This window comes from Paracoccus aeridis (genome assembly GCF_004923205.2).
Taxonomy (GTDB): Bacteria; Pseudomonadota; Alphaproteobacteria; order Rhodobacterales; family Rhodobacteraceae; genus Paracoccus; species Paracoccus aeridis.
Genome location: NZ_SELD02000043.1, coordinates 62,401 through 80,601, shown reverse-complemented (window position 1 = coordinate 80,601; position 18,201 = coordinate 62,401). Strand labels below are relative to the sequence as shown.

The 18,201-nt window shown below is 70.0% G+C and carries 16 protein-coding genes; 6 read left to right on the top strand and 10 right to left on the bottom strand.

The genetic code is table 11. The annotated features are described in order from the left end of the window. The first annotated feature begins 55 nt into the window (after positions 1–55). Both queG and ELI80_RS12925 read left to right on the top strand, forming a co-directional pair. Positions 56–1,054, top strand: coding sequence for a tRNA epoxyqueuosine(34) reductase QueG (queG, locus tag ELI80_RS12930; protein WP_438943073.1), 999 nt, complete (start codon positions 56–58; stop codon positions 1,052–1,054). Then, positions 1,051–2,016: a DMT family transporter gene (locus tag ELI80_RS12925; protein ID WP_136652336.1), complete on the top strand. Its 966-nt coding sequence runs from the start codon at positions 1,051–1,053 to the stop codon at positions 2,014–2,016. Before queG ends, ELI80_RS12925 begins: the two co-directional genes overlap by 4 nt. Here the strand turns inward: ELI80_RS12925 and ELI80_RS12920 are convergent, their stop codons facing one another. The 9 genes from ELI80_RS12920 to cysQ all read right to left on the bottom strand — a co-directional run bounded on the left by ELI80_RS12920 (position 2,017) and on the right by cysQ (position 12,306). Further along, positions 2,017–3,399, bottom strand: a complete 1,383-nt coding sequence (locus ELI80_RS12920) for a hypothetical protein (protein ID WP_136652335.1) — start codon at positions 3,397–3,399, stop codon at positions 2,017–2,019. Beyond that, the gene (locus ELI80_RS12915; protein ID WP_136652357.1) at positions 3,399–5,105 is read right to left on the bottom strand and encodes a DUF5927 domain-containing protein; all 1,707 of its coding nucleotides are present in this window, start codon (positions 5,103–5,105) and stop codon (positions 3,399–3,401) included. The genes ELI80_RS12920 and ELI80_RS12915 overlap by 1 nt, the downstream gene beginning before the upstream one ends. Continuing rightward, positions 5,105–6,130, bottom strand: a complete 1,026-nt coding sequence (locus ELI80_RS12910; protein WP_236641485.1) for a glycosyltransferase family 2 protein — start codon at positions 6,128–6,130, stop codon at positions 5,105–5,107. Before ELI80_RS12910 ends, ELI80_RS12915 begins: the two co-directional genes overlap by 1 nt. Positions 6,131–6,148: 18 nt before the next feature. Then, complete coding sequence (locus tag ELI80_RS12905) at positions 6,149–7,396, bottom strand: glycosyltransferase family 4 protein (protein WP_136652334.1); 1,248 nt, start codon at positions 7,394–7,396, stop codon at positions 6,149–6,151. Continuing rightward, complete coding sequence (gene galE, locus ELI80_RS12900) at positions 7,386–8,402, bottom strand: UDP-glucose 4-epimerase GalE (RefSeq protein WP_136652333.1); 1,017 nt, start codon at positions 8,400–8,402, stop codon at positions 7,386–7,388. Before galE ends, ELI80_RS12905 begins: the two co-directional genes overlap by 11 nt. A 4-nt stretch (positions 8,403–8,406) precedes the next feature. Beyond that, positions 8,407–9,297, bottom strand: a complete 891-nt coding sequence (locus ELI80_RS12895) for a UTP--glucose-1-phosphate uridylyltransferase (RefSeq protein ID WP_136652332.1) — start codon at positions 9,295–9,297, stop codon at positions 8,407–8,409. 133 nt (positions 9,298–9,430) lie between these two features. Then, on the bottom strand, positions 9,431–10,705 hold the full coding sequence (locus ELI80_RS12890; protein WP_236641484.1) for a glycosyltransferase family 2 protein: 1,275 nt from the start codon (positions 10,703–10,705) through the stop codon (positions 9,431–9,433). After that, positions 10,702–11,502, bottom strand: coding sequence for a 3-deoxy-manno-octulosonate cytidylyltransferase (locus tag ELI80_RS12885; RefSeq protein ID WP_136652330.1), 801 nt, complete (start codon positions 11,500–11,502; stop codon positions 10,702–10,704). Before ELI80_RS12885 ends, ELI80_RS12890 begins: the two co-directional genes overlap by 4 nt. A gap of 3 nt (positions 11,503–11,505) precedes the next feature. Continuing rightward, positions 11,506–12,306: a 3'(2'),5'-bisphosphate nucleotidase CysQ gene (cysQ, locus tag ELI80_RS12880; protein ID WP_136652329.1), complete on the bottom strand. Its 801-nt coding sequence runs from the start codon at positions 12,304–12,306 to the stop codon at positions 11,506–11,508. 210 nt (positions 12,307–12,516) lie between these two features. On the opposite strand from cysQ, the gene ELI80_RS12875 reads away from it, so the two are divergent. Then, the gene (locus ELI80_RS12875) at positions 12,517–13,335 is read left to right on the top strand and encodes an ABC transporter permease (protein WP_136652328.1); all 819 of its coding nucleotides are present in this window, start codon (positions 12,517–12,519) and stop codon (positions 13,333–13,335) included. Here ELI80_RS12875 and ELI80_RS12870 read toward each other — a convergent pair. Next, complete coding sequence (locus ELI80_RS12870) at positions 13,316–14,029, bottom strand: alpha-ketoglutarate-dependent dioxygenase AlkB family protein (RefSeq protein ID WP_136652327.1); 714 nt, start codon at positions 14,027–14,029, stop codon at positions 13,316–13,318. The two genes, ELI80_RS12875 and ELI80_RS12870, sit on opposite strands and share 20 nt — an antisense overlap. A 155-nt stretch (positions 14,030–14,184) precedes the next feature. On the opposite strand from ELI80_RS12870, the gene dnaK reads away from it, so the two are divergent. The 3 genes from dnaK to radC all read left to right on the top strand — a co-directional run bounded on the left by dnaK (position 14,185) and on the right by radC (position 18,168). Then, positions 14,185–16,098, top strand: coding sequence for a molecular chaperone DnaK (gene dnaK / locus ELI80_RS12865; RefSeq protein ID WP_136652326.1), 1,914 nt, complete (start codon positions 14,185–14,187; stop codon positions 16,096–16,098). 79 nt (positions 16,099–16,177) lie between these two features. Then, positions 16,178–17,341: a molecular chaperone DnaJ gene (dnaJ, locus tag ELI80_RS12860; RefSeq protein WP_136652325.1), complete on the top strand. Its 1,164-nt coding sequence runs from the start codon at positions 16,178–16,180 to the stop codon at positions 17,339–17,341. Between the two features lie 35 nt (positions 17,342–17,376). Next, a complete protein-coding gene (gene radC / locus ELI80_RS12855) occupies positions 17,377–18,168 on the top strand; it encodes a RadC family protein (protein ID WP_136652324.1) in 792 nt (263 codons plus the stop codon). The last annotated feature ends 33 nt before the right edge of the window (positions 18,169–18,201 follow it).

Genomic DNA, 18,201 nt, shown 5'->3' with positions numbered 1-18,201 from the left:
CCATCGCCCGGGGGGCGATCCCCCCCGGGATATTTCGGCAAAGAAGAATGCGCTGGTGGCCCGCGCGCTGGCCGAGGGATTCTCGGCCGTGCGCGTGACGACGCCCGGCGCGATCCCGCACGCGGCCGGGCGGCTGGCCGATTTCGTCGCCCGGGGCCGGCACGGGCAGATGGGCTGGATGGCCGAGCGGGCGCATTGGCGCGGCGATCCGGCGGCGCTGTGGCCCGCGGCGCGGTCGGTGGTCATGCTGGCCGAGACCTACACGCCGGAGCACGATCCGCGCGAGGATCTCGCCCGGCGGGATCGGGGTGCGGTCAGCGTCTATGCGCAGGGGAAGGATTACCACGACCTCGTCAAGGCGCGGCTGAAGCGCGTCGGGCGCTGGCTGGTCGAGGACACGGGGGCCGAGATCAAGGTGTTCGTCGACACCGCGCCCGTGATGGAAAAGCCCTTGGCGCAGGCGGCGGGGCTTGGCTGGCAGGGCAAGCACACCAACCTCCTGTCGCGCGACCTGGGAAGCTGGTTCTTCCTCGGTGCGATCTTCACCACGCTGGACCTGCCGCCCGACGCGCCCGAGCGGGACCACTGCGGCAGCTGCACGGCCTGCCTCGACGCCTGCCCGACGAACGCGTTTCCGGCGCCGTTCCAGCTGGATGCGCGGCGCTGCATCTCGTATCTCACGATCGAGCACAGGGGGCCGGTCGATCCCGAGCTGCGGCCGCTTCTGGGCAACCGCATCTACGGCTGCGACGATTGCCTTGCCGCCTGTCCCTGGAACAAGTTCGCGGCGCAGGCGAACGAGATGCGCTATCACGGCCCGCATCGCGCGCCGCCGCTGGAGGAGTTGGCGGTGCTGGACGATGGGGGGTTCCGCGCCCGGTTCTCGGGCAGTCCGATCAAGCGGATCGGGCGCGACCGGATGGTGCGCAACGCGATGTACGCGGTGGGCAACAGCGGCCTGCCGCGGCTGCGTCCGCTGGCGCAGGCGCTGGCGAACGACGCCGACCCGGCCGTCGCCGACGCTGCCCGCTGGGCCGCGGGGCGGCTGGCATGAGCGCGGATCTGACGACACGGATCGCCGCCCCCGCGATGGCCCAGAGCCCGCTTCGGGGCATCCTGCTGAAGATCTGCAGCGTCACGATCTTCACCGTCATGGGCGCGATCCTCAAGGCCACCGCCGACGTGGTGCCGGTGGGCGAGCAGGTCTTCTTCCGCTCGCTTTTCGCGATCCCCGTCATCCTCGTCTGGGTCGCGCTCAGGGGAGAGCTGCGGATCGGGCTGCGCACGCACCGCGCGGTGAGCCACTTCTATCGCGGCATCATCGGGACGCTGGCGATGGTCTGCAGCTTCGCGGGGCTCGGCCTGCTGCCGCTGCCGGAGCAGACGTCGCTGGGCTACGCCATGCCGCTGCTGACCGTCCTTTTCGCGGGCATGTTCCTGGGCGAGGTGATCCGGGGCTTCCGCCTGGGCATGGTCGCGCTGGGGCTTGCGGGGGTGCTGGTCGTCCTGTCGCCGCGGCTCGGGGCGGGCGCGGAAAGCGTGTCGGCGCAGCAGACGCTGGGCGCGGTCCTGACGCTCGCGGGGGCGGCGCTCGGGGCGCTCGCGCAGATCTTCATCCGCAGGATGGTCGCGGAGGAACGCACCTCGGCGATCGTGTTCTGGTTCTCCGTCACCTCGACGGTGCTGTCGCTGGTGTCGCTGCCGTTCGGCTGGGTGCTGCCCGCGCCCGACGTGACCGCCCTGCTGGTGGCGACGGGCATCCTGGGCGGGATCGGGCAGATCATGCTGACCTCGGCCTACCGCTACGCGGACGCGTCGCTGGTGGCGCCGTTCGACTATGTCTCGATGGTGCTGGCGCTGGCGATCGGCTGGTTCGTCTTCGGCGAGGCGGCGACGGCCACGATGCTCGCGGGCGCGGCCATCATCATCGCGGCGGGCGTCGCGATCATCTGGCGCGAGCGGCAGCTGGGGATCGAGCGGGCGCGGGCGCGCAAGGCGATGACGCCGCAGGGGTGATCAGGGCCGGTCGCCGAAGCCGAACGCCACGTAGTCGCGCAGATAGGCCGCCTTCGCGGCCTTCCTGAGGTCGGCGTCGTCCAGGAAGGGCGGGATCGCCGCCGCCACGGGAGGCTCCGCGTCGATCCCGGCCGACCGGGCGAGAAAGCCCAGATCCTCGGCCATCCGGTCCTCGCGCACGACCATGTCGGGGACGCCGAAGCGGGCGAAGCCGGACGTGACCTCCGACTGCGTGGCCCAGCCGGGATGGGTGGACAGCGTCGTCTGGCCGTTCAGGTTCCGGCGCAGCAGGTCGAGGAACGCCGCGAACACGCGCGCCCGTTCGTCGGGCGGGATCGCCTGGACGCCGCCCTCGGGCACCGGCACCCGATGCGTGGCGCGCAGCAGCTGGCGCAGTTCGGCGTTGCCCCCATCCGCGAGCGCGGCGAACGCAGCCCATGCGCGCAACAGCGGGTGGCGCACGACGGTGAAGCCGCGGTGGCCGGGGCGCTGGCGCTTCCACTGGCGCAGGCTGTTCTGGTTGAAGTCCGCGGTGACGGGGCCGAGGCCGCGCAGCCACGTCCCGACGACCTCGGACGGGCCGCCCCTGACCGGCATGAACAGCAGCCCCCTGCCCGCCTCGGCCGCCACGAAGGACGGGACGGCGGGACCGCGGCGCGGCTCGAAGCTTGGCAGTCGGCGGGACTGGAACGGGTCCATCGCCGCCAGCGCCGCCTGCATCTCGTCGAAGTTCTCCACCTTCTCGGCCAGCTCGCGCGGGTTCTGCGGGACCTGGTCGCTGGCGGGTTCCACCCGCTCCAGGTCGGTGCGGCCGAGCCAGTGCAGAAGGCCGGTCATCACGCCCGCGTCGCGCAGATCCTCGTAGCCCAGCCAGAACGCCGCCTGCCCGCTGGTCTGGAGCCGGTGCAGGACGCGCAGCTGGAACTGCTCGATCTCGGACATCGCCTGCCCGAACTCGGCCGCGTCGAAGCGGATGCGGGCGGGAATCGGGGTCTCGGTCTCGTTCAGCTTCCACTGGTTCGTGGCATAGGCGAGCCGGGTCGAGACGTAGCTGTCGAGCGGGTTCCGCGCGAGGACGATCTTGGCGCAGGTCTTGTCGTCCAGGATCGCGTCGAGGATCCGCGGGTCGTGGTCGTGGAAGTAGCGGAAGCCCGTCATGTTGGGGTGCGAGCGGATCGCCTCGAACAGGCGCATCGGGTCGGCGTCGCGTTCGGCCATGGTCACGCCGCGCAGTTCGTCCTTGTCGGGCCAGCCCATCATGTAGGGGTTGAACGCCTCGCCGAAGCAGGTGACGTACTTGATCGCGTTCAGCGTCGCCTCGAGAAGGTTCGACCCGGTTCGCATCTCGGCGAAGATCACGAAGCTGCGGAAGGGGTGCGTCATCAGGCGTCCTTGAGGATGGGGGCGCGGGCGGTCCGGTTGGGGTGGCGGAAGTCGCCCATCTTGCGGGGGCGCAGGCCCGCGTTCCGGAGCCGGTCGAGGAACGCGAGCATGCCCGTGAGATCGGCGACCCCGGGCGCCCCCTGCGGCACGGTGTCGGTTTCCAGAAGCGCGGCCAGCGGGGCCACCGGATCGGCGCCGACCTCGGCCAGGTTCCAGCGTTCCACCCGCGCCTTCAGCCAGACGGAATCCAGCACCTCGAGCAGCGCAAGCTCGCGCCGCTGCAGGATCGCGGCCGCGCGGCGCACGTCGTCGAAGGGCATGCCCGAATGAAGCAGGGGCACCGCCCAGGCGCCGGTCACGACCAGCAGCCGCATGTTCGGATCGGTCGCCATGAACCAGTTGAGCGTCTGGCTGTCGCGCGGGCTGAACTGGAACAGCTGCCGCCGCCTCGACACCCGGATCAGCGAGGTCAGGAAGCCCTGCGGATCGAGGTCGCGGACCTTCGGGCTGTCGCTGAGGCAGCCGGGCCCCAGCCTGCGCCCGCCGCCATATTCGATCCCGTCGGGCGCGAAGAGGCGGCCATGAACATCGGCGTCCACATGGTCGGGCAGCCATTCCACCAGCCCCGGATAGGCGTCGGCCATGCCGTAGAGCACGGTGTACGGCGCGGCGGTCTTGCCGTTCTCGGCGTCCTTGCGGGGGAAGCGGCTCTGCATGTACAGGCCGGGCCGCCCCACGTTGCGGCGCGACACGGCCTGGTCGATGAGCCGGTCGATCATGTAGCTGTCGGGCTCGTCGTTCTGCGCGTGCGCCTTGGGAAAGACGTCGTACAGCGCCTGCGCGCGCGGCCAGATCTTGCGCGCGATGAAGCAGCCCGACTGCGCCAGCACGTCGCGGTGGTCGTCGTAGAAGACGTAGGGCTTGCCCTGCCCGTCGAACTTGGACAGCGTCAGCGACCGGCTTTCGATCCCCAGCGTGTGCCGGCGGGCGAGGGTCTGGAAGTAGCTTTCGTCCGGGATCCAGACGCGGCGGAAGTAGCGGTCGAACACCGGCCGGCGCGGGTCCGTCAGGATCGCGGCCAGCGTGCGCGCCGTCAGGCACCACCACTGCGATCCCAGATGCGGGATCACGCCGTCGGGGATGGTACGCGACACCTTCAGCCGCCGCTGCAGGTTCACGTAGCGGTCGAAGAACCCGCGCTGGCGGCGGAACGAGAACGGGAACCGCAGCGTGAACCGCTCCAGGTCGAGGCCCCCGACGGCCCAGCCGACATCCGCGGCGTTCACGCTTTCGATGAAGTCGCGGTCGGGCCTGCGGGAAAGATAGTCGATCAGCTCGGCCACCGGGCGCAGCGGCAGGCACGCGCCCGACGTGGTCAGGACATGGGTCAGGCCGGGCTCGGCGGCAAGCAGCGCCTCTGCCGCGTCCTGCGTCGCCGCGACCAGGCTGAAGGTGCCCCACTCGCAGGCCCGCCGGGGTGCGAACAGGATGCCCGGCACGCCCGCAAGCGACGCCCGCATGCCGGCGAGATCGGCGTCCGGCACCTTCGCGTCCACGTGGATCGCCACGGCCGCGCCGCCCTCGGCCCAGATCCGGGCCATGCGGGCGACAAGCGGCATGTTGTCGTGGCACAGCATCACGACGCCCAGCCGCGCCGGGACGATGCGTTCCGATTGAACCGACTGCCCGCTGCGGCCCGCGTACATCACGGCCAGTTCCCCCGCGAGATCAGGCCCAGATGCTCCAGCTGCCGCCAGCCTTCGTATTCCACCGATTCCGGGCACCACAGCTGCGGCCGGTTCTGCAGGGCCGAGTGATACGCCCTGTATTCGCGGCTGCCCGCGTAATGCTGGCCGCGCGTCAGTTCCTCGTCCGACTTCTCGACGAAGGTCGACAGGAACTTGGTATGCAGCAGGACGCCCGACGCCCGCTCGCCCCCGTTCTCGTCATAGACGAGGTTCAGCGAGCGCGGCAGCAGCATGTGGGTCGAGCTGACATAGGCATAGTGCCGCGCCCAGCGGACCAGCGGCGTCTTGTTCAGGGCGGGCGCGTTGTGCGGGTCGTCGGCAAAGAACGCCCGCGCCCGCGGGCCGCCCTGGATCCAGAGGTTGCCGTATTCGCCGTTCTTGCGGATCATGTAGTTGGCGGGGTCGAACCACGATGCGATGTCCAGCGGGTTCTCGCCCGTGAGATACGGCCGTTCCGAAACCGTGCCGCGCGGGTACATGTCCAGCAGCATCGCCGGAAACGCGCGGTAGGACGAGCTTTCCAGCCAGTCGGTCAGCGCCCGCAGCGGCCGGACGTCGCAATGCGGATAGACGAGGAACTCGTCGGGATCGACGGTCAGGCACCAGTGACCCGTGCCGTGGCGGAACAGCAGCCAGTTGACCCAGTCCAGCCCGAAGCGCGACCCCTTGTAGCTGGCCTTCGTGGTCCACAGCGACACGTCCGGCTGGCCCGCGAGCAGGTCGCGGCTGCCGTCGTCGCTGTCGTTGTCGACAATCAGGAAGTGGTCGATCCCCAGCTTGCGGTAGTAGTCGAGGAAGTACGGCAGGCGCACCGCCTCGTTCCGCAGGGTGACGAAGCACAGGATGGCGTCCGCGCCGATGTCGCCGGTGCGGTCGGCCACGGGCGACAGCGCGCGCCTGCGGCGGATGGCGCGGGCAAGCAGGTACTGCCGGCGCGCGCGCAGCCGGACCCGCCGCCTGTACCTGTTCCACCAACCCGGCACGACCACCCCTTGAATCGTCTAGCCCGGCGCGCCCCGTCGGGCGGCCTGCGTCATGACAGCCTTGCTAACGGTTTCGAAGTGCGCGCTCCACCCCGGAACATCCACCGGTTGAAGAACCTGGCGGGGCTGCGCGGCAGCGGCCTCGATCCGCGCGGCCCACGCGGCCGGGTCGTCGGGGGGAAGAAACGTCGCGGCGTCGCCCAGAAGGGCGCGGGCCGTGGGCAGCGGCGTGGCGATGACGGCGGTGCCGCGGGCCGCCGCTTCGGTCAGCGGCAGGCCGAAGCCCTCGCTGCGGCTGGGCATCAGCAAGCCGTGGGCGCGATCCAGAAGCGCCGCGACCGCCCCGTCCGACAGGTCGTTCATCTCTCGCACCGGGCCGCCGGGCGGCAGCGCGTCCAGCCGGGCGAAGGTCGCGGCGTTTTCCCACCCGCGGCGGCCGACGATGAACAGCTGCGGGATCGCGGACGGCGGAAGGCGGCGCGCCAGAAGCTCCCACGCGTCCAGCAGCAGCGCGTGGTTCTTGCGCGGCTCGATCGTGCCCAGCGCCACGAAGAACGGGCGCGACAGGTCGAGGTCGGGCGGCAGGTCCCCGGGGACCGGGGCTGCGAGCGTCGTGCCGATCGGCGCCACGATCACCGGCGCGCGTTCGGGGATGCCGAGGCGGCCCCGCCAGCGCAGCAGGTCGGCGCGGGTCGCCTCGCTGATGGTGGCGATGGTTGCGGCGTGGCGCAGGGCCGATTGCAGCCGGGCGCGAAAGATCGGGCCCTGCCCCGCGCGCGTGAACTCCGGATGGTCGAGCGGGATCGTGTCGTGGACCAGCACGACCGGGTGCGCCCAGCCCATGCCGGCAAGCCACCCGGGGTCGAGGTTCGTGTGACCGACGTTGAGATAGGTGACCGGGCCGGGCAGCCGCCGCAGGACGCGGGCCCGCAGGCCGCGCCCGCTGCGCGGGGCACGGATCACCGCGCGCCGCACCAGCGCCCACTTTGCCCGGGGCCGCGCGCCTGCCTGGCGCAGCAGGCGGTCGAGCGGCGAAGCCGGCGGCAGGCCCGAGAGATCCCCCGCGACCCAGCGCAGCAGGTCCGCCCCGGCGGCGGGCGGCAGCACCGCCTGCACCGGCCCCAGCCGCGCGACCAGCAGATGCGGGCGGCCTTGCAGATGGCCGAGCCACGCCGCCTCGACCCGGTCGATGCCGGTCAGCGGCCCCTGGCCGAGACGGGAGATCAGCCGTGTGACGTCCAGCAGGTAAGCCGGCTCATTTCCCATAGCCGCCGGTCTGGTGCCAGCGCCAGGCGTCGCCGATCATCTGCGGCAGGGTGGACCTGTCCGCGCGCCAGCCCAGCACCTCGCCCGCGCGCGCGCTTCCCGACACCAGCGACACCGCGTCGCCTTCGCGGCGCGGACCTTCGGTCATCGGGACGGCGTGGTTGGTGGCGAGCGTGGCCTGGTCGATCACCTCGCGGACGGAAAAGCCCGATCCGGTGCCGAGGCAGAACACCTCCGCCCCGCCGGTCGCCTGCGCTTCCGGCGGACGGCCGCGGCCGTCGCGCAGCCACTTCAGCCCCAGCACGTGCGCGTCCACCAGGTCCATGACGTGGACATAGTCGCGCACGCAGGTGCCGTCGCGAGTGTCGTAGTCGGTGCCGTTGATCGTCAGGGCCGGGCGCTTGCCGTCGATCGCTTCCAGGATCACCGGGATCAGGTGCGTCTCGGGCTGATGGAACTCGCCCACCTGCGCCTCGGGGTCGGCGCCCGCGACGTTGAAGTAGCGGAAGATGACCGAGCGCAGGCCGTGGGCCGCGCCGAAATCCTTCAGCATGTCCTCGATCGCGCGCTTGCTGGCGCCGTAGCTGTTCAGCGGCGCCTGCGGCGTCGTCTCGTCCAGCACGACGCCGTCATGGTCGCCGTAGGTCGCGCAGGTGGAGCTGAAGACGAAGTCGAGACAGCCCGCGTCCACCGCCGCCTCGATCAGGTTCAGCGAGGCGCAGACGTTGCCGCGCCAGTACTTGCCCGGCTCGCGCATCGCCTCGCCCACCTGCGACAGCGCGGCGAAGTGCATCACCGCGATGGGCCGGTGCGCGGCGAAGACCTCGTCCAGCCGGGCGCGGTCCATCAGGTCGCCCTGTTCGAACGGGCCGAACTTCACCGCCTCGCGCCAGCCGGTGCAGAGGTTGTCGAAGGTGATGGGGATGTAGCCCGCGGCGGCCAGCGCCTTGCAGGCGTGCGAGCCGATGTAACCGGCGCCACCGGTTACAAGAACCTTGTCTGCCATGCGCTTACTCGGCCGCCTTCCGCATCGCGAGGACGTCGTGCAGGTACTCGGCGAACTCCTCGCGCAGGTCGTCACGATCCAGACCGAACGCGACCGTCGCCTGCAGGAAGCCCGCCTTCGACCCGCAGTCGTAACGCTGGCCGCGGAAGCGCAGGCCGAACACGTCGCGCCCTTCCTCGATCTCGTCGGCGATGGCGTCGGTCAGCTGGATCTCGCCGCCCGCGCCCTGCTTCAGCTTGTTGAGGTTTTCCATCACGCTGGGCGCGAGGATGTAGCGGCCGATCACGGCGAGGTTCGAGGGCGGGTTTTCCTTGGGCTTCTCGACCATGCCGCGCACCTTGACGATCGCGCCCATGTCTTCCTCGATGTCGAGGACGCCGTAGGACTTCGTCTTGTCCAGCGGCACTTCCATCGTGGCGACCATGCTGCCGCCGGTCTCGGCATGCGCCTCGATCATCTGCTGCAGGCACGGGGGCTCGCCCATGACGACGTCGTCGGTCAGGACCACCGCGAAGGGCTCGTCGCCGATCAGGCGGCGGGCGCACCAGACGGCGTGGCCAAGGCCCATCGCCTTGTGCTGGCGGACATAGGCGATCGCGCCCGAATCCATGTTGGTCTGGCGCAGCAGTTCAAGCAGGTCGTTCTTGCCCGCCTTGTGCAGCGTGTTTTCCAGTTCATGCGCGTGGTCGAAGTAATCCTCGAGCGCGCCCTTGCCGCGCGAGGTGACGAAGATGAACTCCTCGATGCCGGCCGCGCGCGCCTCGTCGATGGCGTACTGGATCAGCGGCCGGTCGACGAGGGTCATGATCTCCTTCGGGATCGACTTCGTGGCGGGGAGAAACCGGGTGCCCAGTCCGGCAACCGGGAAAACGGCTTTGGTGACCTTGCGGACCATGAACGTAGCTCCGTTAGGGGTGACGCGCACCCGCCCTGCTTTCATGCAACGGGCTTACCCACACACGCGGGCCGTAGCAAGCGAACGACGGCCGCGACGGGTCGAAGCCCGCCGATTTCGTGCGACATTTGCATCAAAGGCGCATGTGCGACAGGCGCCGTGCCTCGCGCGCGGCACGGTCGCGACAGCGCCATCGGCGGACGGGCGGGTCGCCGGGCAGCGACGGCCCCCACAGGCCGCCCGCCTGTTCCCAGAACCCCGCCGGATCGAACCGGGCCCGGTGCGGCAGGATCGAGGGGCTGAGCAGGATCAGCGTCACCAGCCGCCCGCCGCGGGCGGCGCGCGCGGCTTCTGCGCGCAGGCGGCGGCGCTGCCGGTGCCAGCCGCAAAGGACGACATGGGCGCGCGGGCCGGTGCCGGGCAGGGTCAGCAGGGAAGCGGCGGCGGGGCTGCCGGGAAGCGGTTCCGGCCAGCAGACGCTGGGGGGCGCGCTTGCCGCGCCCGCCGCAAACGTCCGCATCAGCGGCGTCACCCGCAGCGGGTCGAGCCGACCGGCCACCATCAGCCGCAGCAGCCGCGCGCGCAGCCTTTCGGACGCGCGCGCCGGATCGCCGCCGTGGCGCGCGCAGAAGATCGCGGTGGACCGGCCGACCTGTGTGAGGTCGGAAGGCACGCCGGACGCGCTGCGGCGGTCGTCGCCCGCCCAGCCATGCGCGACCTCGGCCCCGGGCACCACCGCGGTAGGCGCGTCCGGCCAGCGCGCGGCCATCCGCATGTTCAGGTCGCTTTCGTCCAGGTGATACGCGAAGGCCGGGTCGAACCCGCCCACGTCCCGCAGCGCCGCGCGGCGGAACGCGCAGTTGGTGCCGAGCGTGCTGACCGGCAGGCCGTCGAGCGGCCTCAGCAGCAGGACCGATTCGCCTTCCGGTTGAACCGGAACGGCCAGCCCGTCGCGGGTCATCCGTTCGGCCCGCGCCTGCCAGCGCAACCCGTCGCGGCCGCGCGTGAAGCCCGTGGCGGCCAGCACCGCCGGGTTCGCAAAGGGCGCGGCGAGGCGGGACAGCCAAGTCGGCTCGGCCACCGCGTCGTCATCGATGAAGGCCACGACATCGCCCGCCGCCGCGGCGATCCCCGCGTTGCGCGCGGCGGAGATGTTGGGCAGGTCGAACGGCACCCGCCGGATCGGCAGGTCCGGGCGCAGGCCGACCGATCCCGGATCGGCCACCAGCACGATTTCGAACGCCGGATGATCCTGGAGCGTCAGGGCGGAAAGGCACAGCGCCAGCGGGCCGGGGCGGTGGCGCGAGACGACAACGACGCTGACCGTCACCCCGCGCGTTTCCGTCGCCCCGCGCGCGTCCGCCACCCCGCGCGCGTCCGCCACCCCGCGCGCGTCCGGTTCCGTCAATCCAGCCCCATCCGCCGCATCATCGCCTCGATCCGCGGCACGTCCTCGGGGTTGTTCAGTTCCCAGAACTCGCGCCCGCGGGCCTGGACCTCGACGCATAGCACCGGGACGCCGCGCTCGAGGAAGCGAAGCTGCTCCAGCCCTTCCAGCCGCTCCAGCGTACCCTCGGGCCAGCCGGCATAGGCGGCGAGCGGCCCGGGGCGGTAGGCGTAGACGCCGACATGGTGGAACACGGGACTGGGCGCGTGGGCGGCCACGTCGTGCGGCACGAACGGGATCACTTCCTTCGAAAAATAGAGCGCCCGCCGGTCCGCCCCGAACACGGCGGTGGTCCCGCCGACGCGGCCCGCGGCGCGGTCGGCCAGCAGGTCCGCGCGCATCGCGCCGGTGCAGTTCAGGACCGGCGTCGCGACCTGCGCGACCGGATCGCCGCGCAGGCCCGCGACCAGATCCTCGACGAACCACGCGGGTGTCAGGGGCGCGTCGCCCTGCAGGTTCACGACAATCTCGGGCGAAAGGCCAAGGCCCGCCACCGCCTCGGCGCAGCGTTCCGTTCCGTTGCGGCAGGTGGTCGAGGTCATCGCGACCTCGGCCCCGAACCCCGCCGCGTGGTCGGCGATGCGGTCGTCGTCGGTCGCGACGATCACCCGGTCCGCGCCCGCGACCTGCATCGCCGCGTCCCAGCTGCGCCGGATCAGCGCCCGCGCCTGCCCCGATGCGCCCGTCAGCGGCACCAGCGGCTTGCCCGGGTAGCGGGTCGAGGCGTTGCGCGCGGGGATGACGATGACGACGGACACGGCTCAGCCCTGCGGGTGCAGAAGGACGCCCGGCGCGTAGGCGATGAAGAACGGGTTCTCGAACCCCGGCTTGCCGTAGGTCAGCGCCGCCTGGTCGTCGAAGCGGACCACCTGCCCGCCCGCGCCGCGCAGCACCGCGTCGCCCGCCGCCGTGTCCCATTCCATGGTGCGGCCGAGGCGCGGGTAGAGGTCGGCCTCGCCGGTGGCGACGAGGCAAAACTTCAGCGACGACCCGGCGCTGGTCATGTCGCGCACGCCGTACTGCCCGATATAGTCGTCGGTCGCCCGGTCGCGGTGCGACTTGGACGCCACGACCATCAACGCGCGGTTGTCCGGGACCGGGTTCACCCCGATCGGGCGCACCTCGCCGGGAGTGTCGCGGAACGGCCCGATCTCCTCGACCGAGCGGCCGTCGGCCAGCGTGTAGAACAGCCGCCCCCTGGCGGGCGCGTAGACCACGCCGCGGACCGGCGTGCCGTGGAGGACATAGGCGATGTTGACGGTGAAGTCGCCGCGGCGCTGCACGAACTCCTTGGTGCCGTCGAGCGGGTCGACGATGAGGAAGGTGTGCAGGCTCTGCCCGTGGGTGTCGGCCTGCTCCTCGGTCACCAGCGCCACGTCGGGGAACGCCCTGCGCAGCCCGGCCGAGATCAGCGCGTCGGCCGCCTCGTCCGCCTCGGTCACGGGGGATTCGTCGCCCTTGGCGCGGACCTCGAACTCGGGGCCGTTGTAGACCTGCATGATTCGGTCCCCGGCCTGAAGCGCGAGCCGCCGCATCACGGCGACAAGTTCGTCGAATTGCATGCGCTTTCCTTCCGTTCGGCCCGGTCGCCGACGATCCGGACGGATGCCCGGCGTTGAAAGATGCGACCGCTCCCCTTATGCTCGCGCCGATTGTATCCGGCAAGCCGGCCGATCAGCGCACTGCCCGCCCGTGCCGTCCCGGGCACGCTTTCGCCGTCGCCCCACCCGTCTGCCCACCCCTCTGCCCCGCCCGCACCGAAGGCCGCCCGCATGTTCGTCCAGCCGCGCAACCGCAACCTGGCCCAGGCCGCGTTCTCGACGCTGGCGCTGATCTATCACCAGACCGTCCACAACCTGCGCAGTTCGCACAGCAACGCGGTCGTGGGCCTTGCCATGTCGGTCGGGCAGGCTTTGGCGATGGTCGCCGGCTTCTACATGATGTTCCACGTGATGGGTGTCCAGCGCTCGCCCATCCGGGGCGACTTCATCGTCTTCCTCATGACCGGGATCTTCCTGTTCATGACCCACGCCAAGGCGATCGGCGCGATGACGGGGGCGGCGAACTCGACCTCGGCCATGATGAAGCACGAGCCGATGAACACGGCCGTCACGATCAGCTCGACCGGGCTGACGGTTCTCTATCAGGAGACGCTGGCATCCATAGTGATCCTGTGGACCTACCACGCGCTGGTCACCCCCATCCACATCGAGAACCTTCAGGGGCTCGCCGGGATGTTCCTGCTGGCCTGGGCGTCGGGCTGCGCGATCGGGATGATCTTCATGTCGGCCAAGCAGTGGTGGCCGGCGGGGATCAGCATCATCAGCTCGTTCTACCAGCGGATCAACATGATCGCATCGGGCAAGATGTTCGTGGCCAACGTGCTGCCGACGATGATGTTGAACATGTTCGACTGGAATCCGCTGTTCCACGTCATCGACCAGGCGCGGGGATACGCCTTCATCAACTATTCGCCCCGCAACTCGAACTGGGAATACGCGGTCTGGTTCACGCTGGCCTGCCTGATGATCGGGCTGATGCTGGAGTTCGTGACCCGCAACGCCCGGTCGCTCAGCTGGTCGGCGCGCTGACCCCGGCGCCGGGCCGCGGGGCCTGCCCCGGGTCTTGTCCCGCATCCCGCCCCGCCACCCGCAGCGTCAGGTTGACCCGCCCGCCGCCGGGCACGAGGTCGGAACTGCCCGGCCGTATCCTGTCGATCCCGTGAAACGCCAGCCGCGCGGGTCCGGCCAGCACCATCACGTCGCCCGAGTGCAGCCAGACGCTTTCCGTGGGCCCGCCCCGCTCGGTTCCTCCCGCCCGGAACAGCGCGTCGTCGCCAAGGCTGACCGACACCACGGGGCAGGACAGGTCGGCTTCGTCCCGGTCCTGGTGCAGCCCCATCCGCGCGCCCTCGCGGTACAGGTTGACAAGGCAGCTGTCGGGCCGCCGCGCGCCGCCCGTGACGTGGTCCCAGAGCGCCAGCAGGCTGCCGGGGATCGGCGGCCACGCCCGCCCGTCGGGTTGCCGCGGCTCGTAGCGGTAGCCGCGGCGGTCGCTGGTCCAGCCGAGCGCACCCGCCGAGGTCATCGCGACCGACAGCGGCTTGCCCCAGCGGGTGACGGGCCGCACCGGCGGGGCGGCGTCCCAGATCGCCTCGACTTCGGCCATCAGATCGACCTGCGCGAGGCCGTCCAGCAGGCCCGGCCACAGCCCGATGCCGCGGATCCCGCGCGGCGCCGCAGGGCCGCCGGAACCGGGCGAGGGACTGGTTTCCGTGTCGTTCATGCTACCGTCTCGCAGCGCTTGCAGGCCCAAAATCCCCTTCCTATATACCCATCGAACCGGCCGGGTCACCGGCCATCACACCCCCACGGGATAGGGAACCGGGGGCCGCAGATCGGACCCGGAACCCGCATCATCGCCGCAAGAAAGGTAAACGCATGGCCAAAGTCATCGGCATCGACCTCGGAACCACGAACAGCGTTGTCGCCATCATGGACGGCAGCCAGCCCAAGGTGATCGAGAACTCGGAAGGCGCGCGCACGACGCCGTCCATCGTGGGCTTCACCGAAAGCGAACGCCTCGTCGGCCAGCCCGCCAAGCGTCAGGCCGTCACCAACCCCGAAAACACCGTCTTCGCCGTCAAGCGCCTGATCGGGCGCCGCGTGACCGATGCCGAGGTCAAGAAGGACCGCGACCTGGTCCCCTACAAGATCGTCGACAGCGGCAACGGCGACGCCTGGGTCGAAGTCCGGGGCGAGAAGTATTCCCCCGCGCAGGTCAGCGCGATGATCCTTCAGAAGATGAAGGAAACCGCCGAATCCTACCTGGGCGAGAAGGTCGAGCAGGCGGTCATCACCGTCCCGGCCTACTTCAACGACGCCCAGCGCCAGGCGACCAAGGACGCGGGCAAGATCGCGGGCCTGGAAGTGCTGCGCATTATCAACGAGCCGACGGCGGCCGCGCTGGCCTACGGGCTCGACAAGAAGGACAGCAAGACGATCGCGGTCTATGACCTCGGCGGCGGCACCTTTGACATCACCATCCTGGAAATCGACGACGGCCTGTTCGAGGTGAAATCGACCAACGGGGACACCTTCCTCGGCGGCGAAGACTTCGACATGAAGATCGTCAACTACCTTGCCGACGAGTTCAAGAAAGAGCACGGCGTCGACCTGACCCGCGACAAGATGGCACTTCAGCGCCTGAAGGAAGCGGCGGAAAAGGCCAAGATCGAGCTGTCGTCCTCGTCCCAGACCGAGATCAACCAGCCGTTCATCTCGATGGACAAGAACTCGGGTACGCCGCTGCACATGGTCATGAAGCTGACCCGCGCGAAGCTGGAAAGCCTGGTGTCCGACCTGATCAAGCGGACCATCAAGCCGCTGCAGGACGCGCTGAAGGACGCGGGCCTCGCCAAGTCCGACATCGACGAGGTTGTTCTGGTCGGCGGCATGACCCGCATGCCCAAGGTGATCGAGGAAGTGACGAGCTTCTTCGGCAAGGAACCCCACAAGGGCGTGAACCCCGACGAGGTGGTGGCGCTGGGCGCCGCGGTGCAGGCGGGCGTCCTGCAGGGCGACGTCAAGGACGTGGTGCTGCTCGACGTGACGCCGCTGTCCTTGGGGATCGAGACGCTGGGCGGCGTTTTCACCCGCCTGATCGACCGCAACACGACGATCCCGACCAAGAAGTCGCAGACCTTCTCGACCGCCGAGGACAACCAGAACGCCGTGACGATCCGCGTCTTCCAGGGCGAACGCGAGATGGCCGCCGACAACAAGCTGCTCGGCCAGTTCAACCTTGAGGACATCCCGCCCGCCCCCCGCGGCATGCCGCAGATCGAGGTGGCCTTCGACATCGACGCCAACGGCATCGTGTCGGTGAACGCCAAGGACAAGGGTACCGGGAAAGAGCAGAAGATCACGATCCAGGCGTCGGGGGGTCTGTCCGACGAGGAGATCGAGAAGATGGTCAAGGACGCCGAGGCGAACGCCGAAGCCGACAAGGGCCGTCGCGAACTGGTCGAATCGCGCAACCAGGCCGAAAGCCTGATCCACTCGACCCGCAAGTCGCTGGACGAGCACGGCGACAAGGTCGACGGCTCGACCGTCGAGGCGATCGAACTGGCCATCGGCGCGCTGGAAGACGCGCTGAAGTCCGACGAGCCCGGCAAGATCAAGGGCGGCATCCAGAACCTGATGGATGCGTCCATGAAGCTGGGCGAGGCGATCTACAAGGCGGGCCAGACCAGTGCCTCGGGCGAAGGCGAGGGTGACGAGAACCCGCGCGGCGTGGACGACGACATCGTCGACGCGGACTTCGAGGACCTGGGCGAAGAAAAGCGGAAGTAAGCTTCCCGCGACCGTGGCCGGCCCGTGTTCTGCACGCGGGCCGGTCTTTCATTGACGATCCACCTCAAACCGGAAGATCATGGCCAAGCGCGATTTCTACGAGGTTCTTGGTGTGGGGCGCGGCGCGTCGGCCGACGAGATCAAGAAGGCCTACCGCGCCAAGGCCAAGGAACTCCACCCCGACCGCAACCCCGATTGCAAACTGTCGGAGGGCCGCTTCAAGGAAGTGAACGAGGCCTATGACTGCCTGAAGGACGCGCAGCGCCGGGCAGCCTACGACCGCTTCGGGCATCAGGCCTTCGACGGCGGCGGCTTCGGGGCGGGCGGCTTCGGCGACGCGCGCGGCGGCAACGGCCACTTCGGCAGCGCCTTCGCCGACGTGTTCGAGGATCTGTTCGGCGACATGATGGGCGGACGTGCCGCGTCCGGTCGCAACCGCGCCACCCGCGGGCAGGATCTGCGCTACAATCTTCAGGTCACGCTGGAAGAAGCCTACGCGGGGTTGCAGAAGACGATCTCCGTTCCCGGCTCGGTCGCCTGCGGCGAATGCAACGGCACCGGCGCCGAGGGCGCGGTCGAGCCCGCCACCTGCCCCACCTGCGCCGGCATGGGCAAGGTCCGCGCGAGCCAGGGCTTCTTCACCGTGGAACGCACCTGCCCCACCTGCAACGGACAGGGCCAGATCGTGAAGAACCCCTGTTCCGCATGCGGCGGCGCCGGCCGGATCGAAAAGCAGCGCGCGCTGGCGGTGAACATTCCCGCGGGCGTGGAAACCGGCACCCGGATCCGCCTTGCGGGCGAGGGCGAGGCGGGCTTGCGCGGCGGGCCGCCGGGCGACCTCTACATCTTCGTCGAGGTCAAGGACCACGCGATCTTCATGCGCGACGGGCGCATGCTCGCCTGCCACGTGCCCGTCAGCATGACGACCGCGGCGCTTGGCGGCGAGGTCGAGGTGCCGACGATCGACGGCGGCCGCTCGCGGGTCAGGATCGCGCCCGGCAGCCAGACCGGCCAGCAGATGCGCCTGCGCGGCAAGGGGATGCCGCCGCTGCGCCACGGGCCGGGGATGCAGGGCGACTTCGGCGACATGCTGGTGGAGCTGTCGGTCGAAACCCCCGTGAACCTGACCGCGCGGCAGAAGGAGATCCTGCGCGAGTTCGAGGCGATCGACGCCGACAACCATCCGCAGACGTCGAACTTCTTCGGCAAGATCAAGAATTTCTGGGAAGGGCTGGGCGCTTAACGCAGCCTTAAGGTTTTGCCGGCAGGCTGGCAGCCATGCCAGGGGATCACGCCTTCCACGAAGCCACGCCGTCGCTGTTCCGGTTCGACCCGGCGCAGGACGACGTGGAAGCCGTGCCGCCTGCGGCGGCCGCGAAGAAGGCAGGGGCAGCGCAGCCGAGCTACATCGCCGACCACCGCGCGCGCCTACGCGATCGCTTCATGCAAGGCGGCGCGGCAGCCATGCCCGACTATGAACTGCTCGAACTCGTCCTGTTCCGCGCGGTGCCGCGTCAAGACATGAAGCCGCTCGCCCGGCGGCTGCTGGAGCAGTTCGGCGACTTCAACCGCGTGCTGTCGGCCGACCCCGCGCGACTGGCGGCTGTCGATGGCGTCGGCCCCGCGATCATCGTCGAGCTGAAGATCGTGGCGGCGGCAGCGCAGCGGCTGGCGCGGTCCCGGGTGATCCGCCGGCCGGTGCTGACAAGCTGGGACGCGCTGGTCGATTACTGCCACACCGCGATGGCGCATGGCGAGATCGAGCAGTTCCGGGTGCTGTATCTCGACCGCAAGAACGTCCTGATCGCCGACGAGGAACAGGCGAAGGGCACCGTCGACCACGTCCCGGTCTACCCGCGAGAAATCGTGCGCCGCGCGCTGAACCTGAACGCCAGCGCCCTGATCCTGGTCCACAACCACCCCTCGGGCGACCCGACCCCCAGCGACCCCGACATCGAGATGACCCGCCGCATCGTCGCCGCGGCCGAGACGATGGGCCTGATCGTCCACGACCACCTCATCATCGGCAAGGACAGGGAGCTGAGCTTCCGGGCGTCGGGGTTGCTGTAGGGCGCACGATCCGCCGAACCGTCCGCGCCCGCT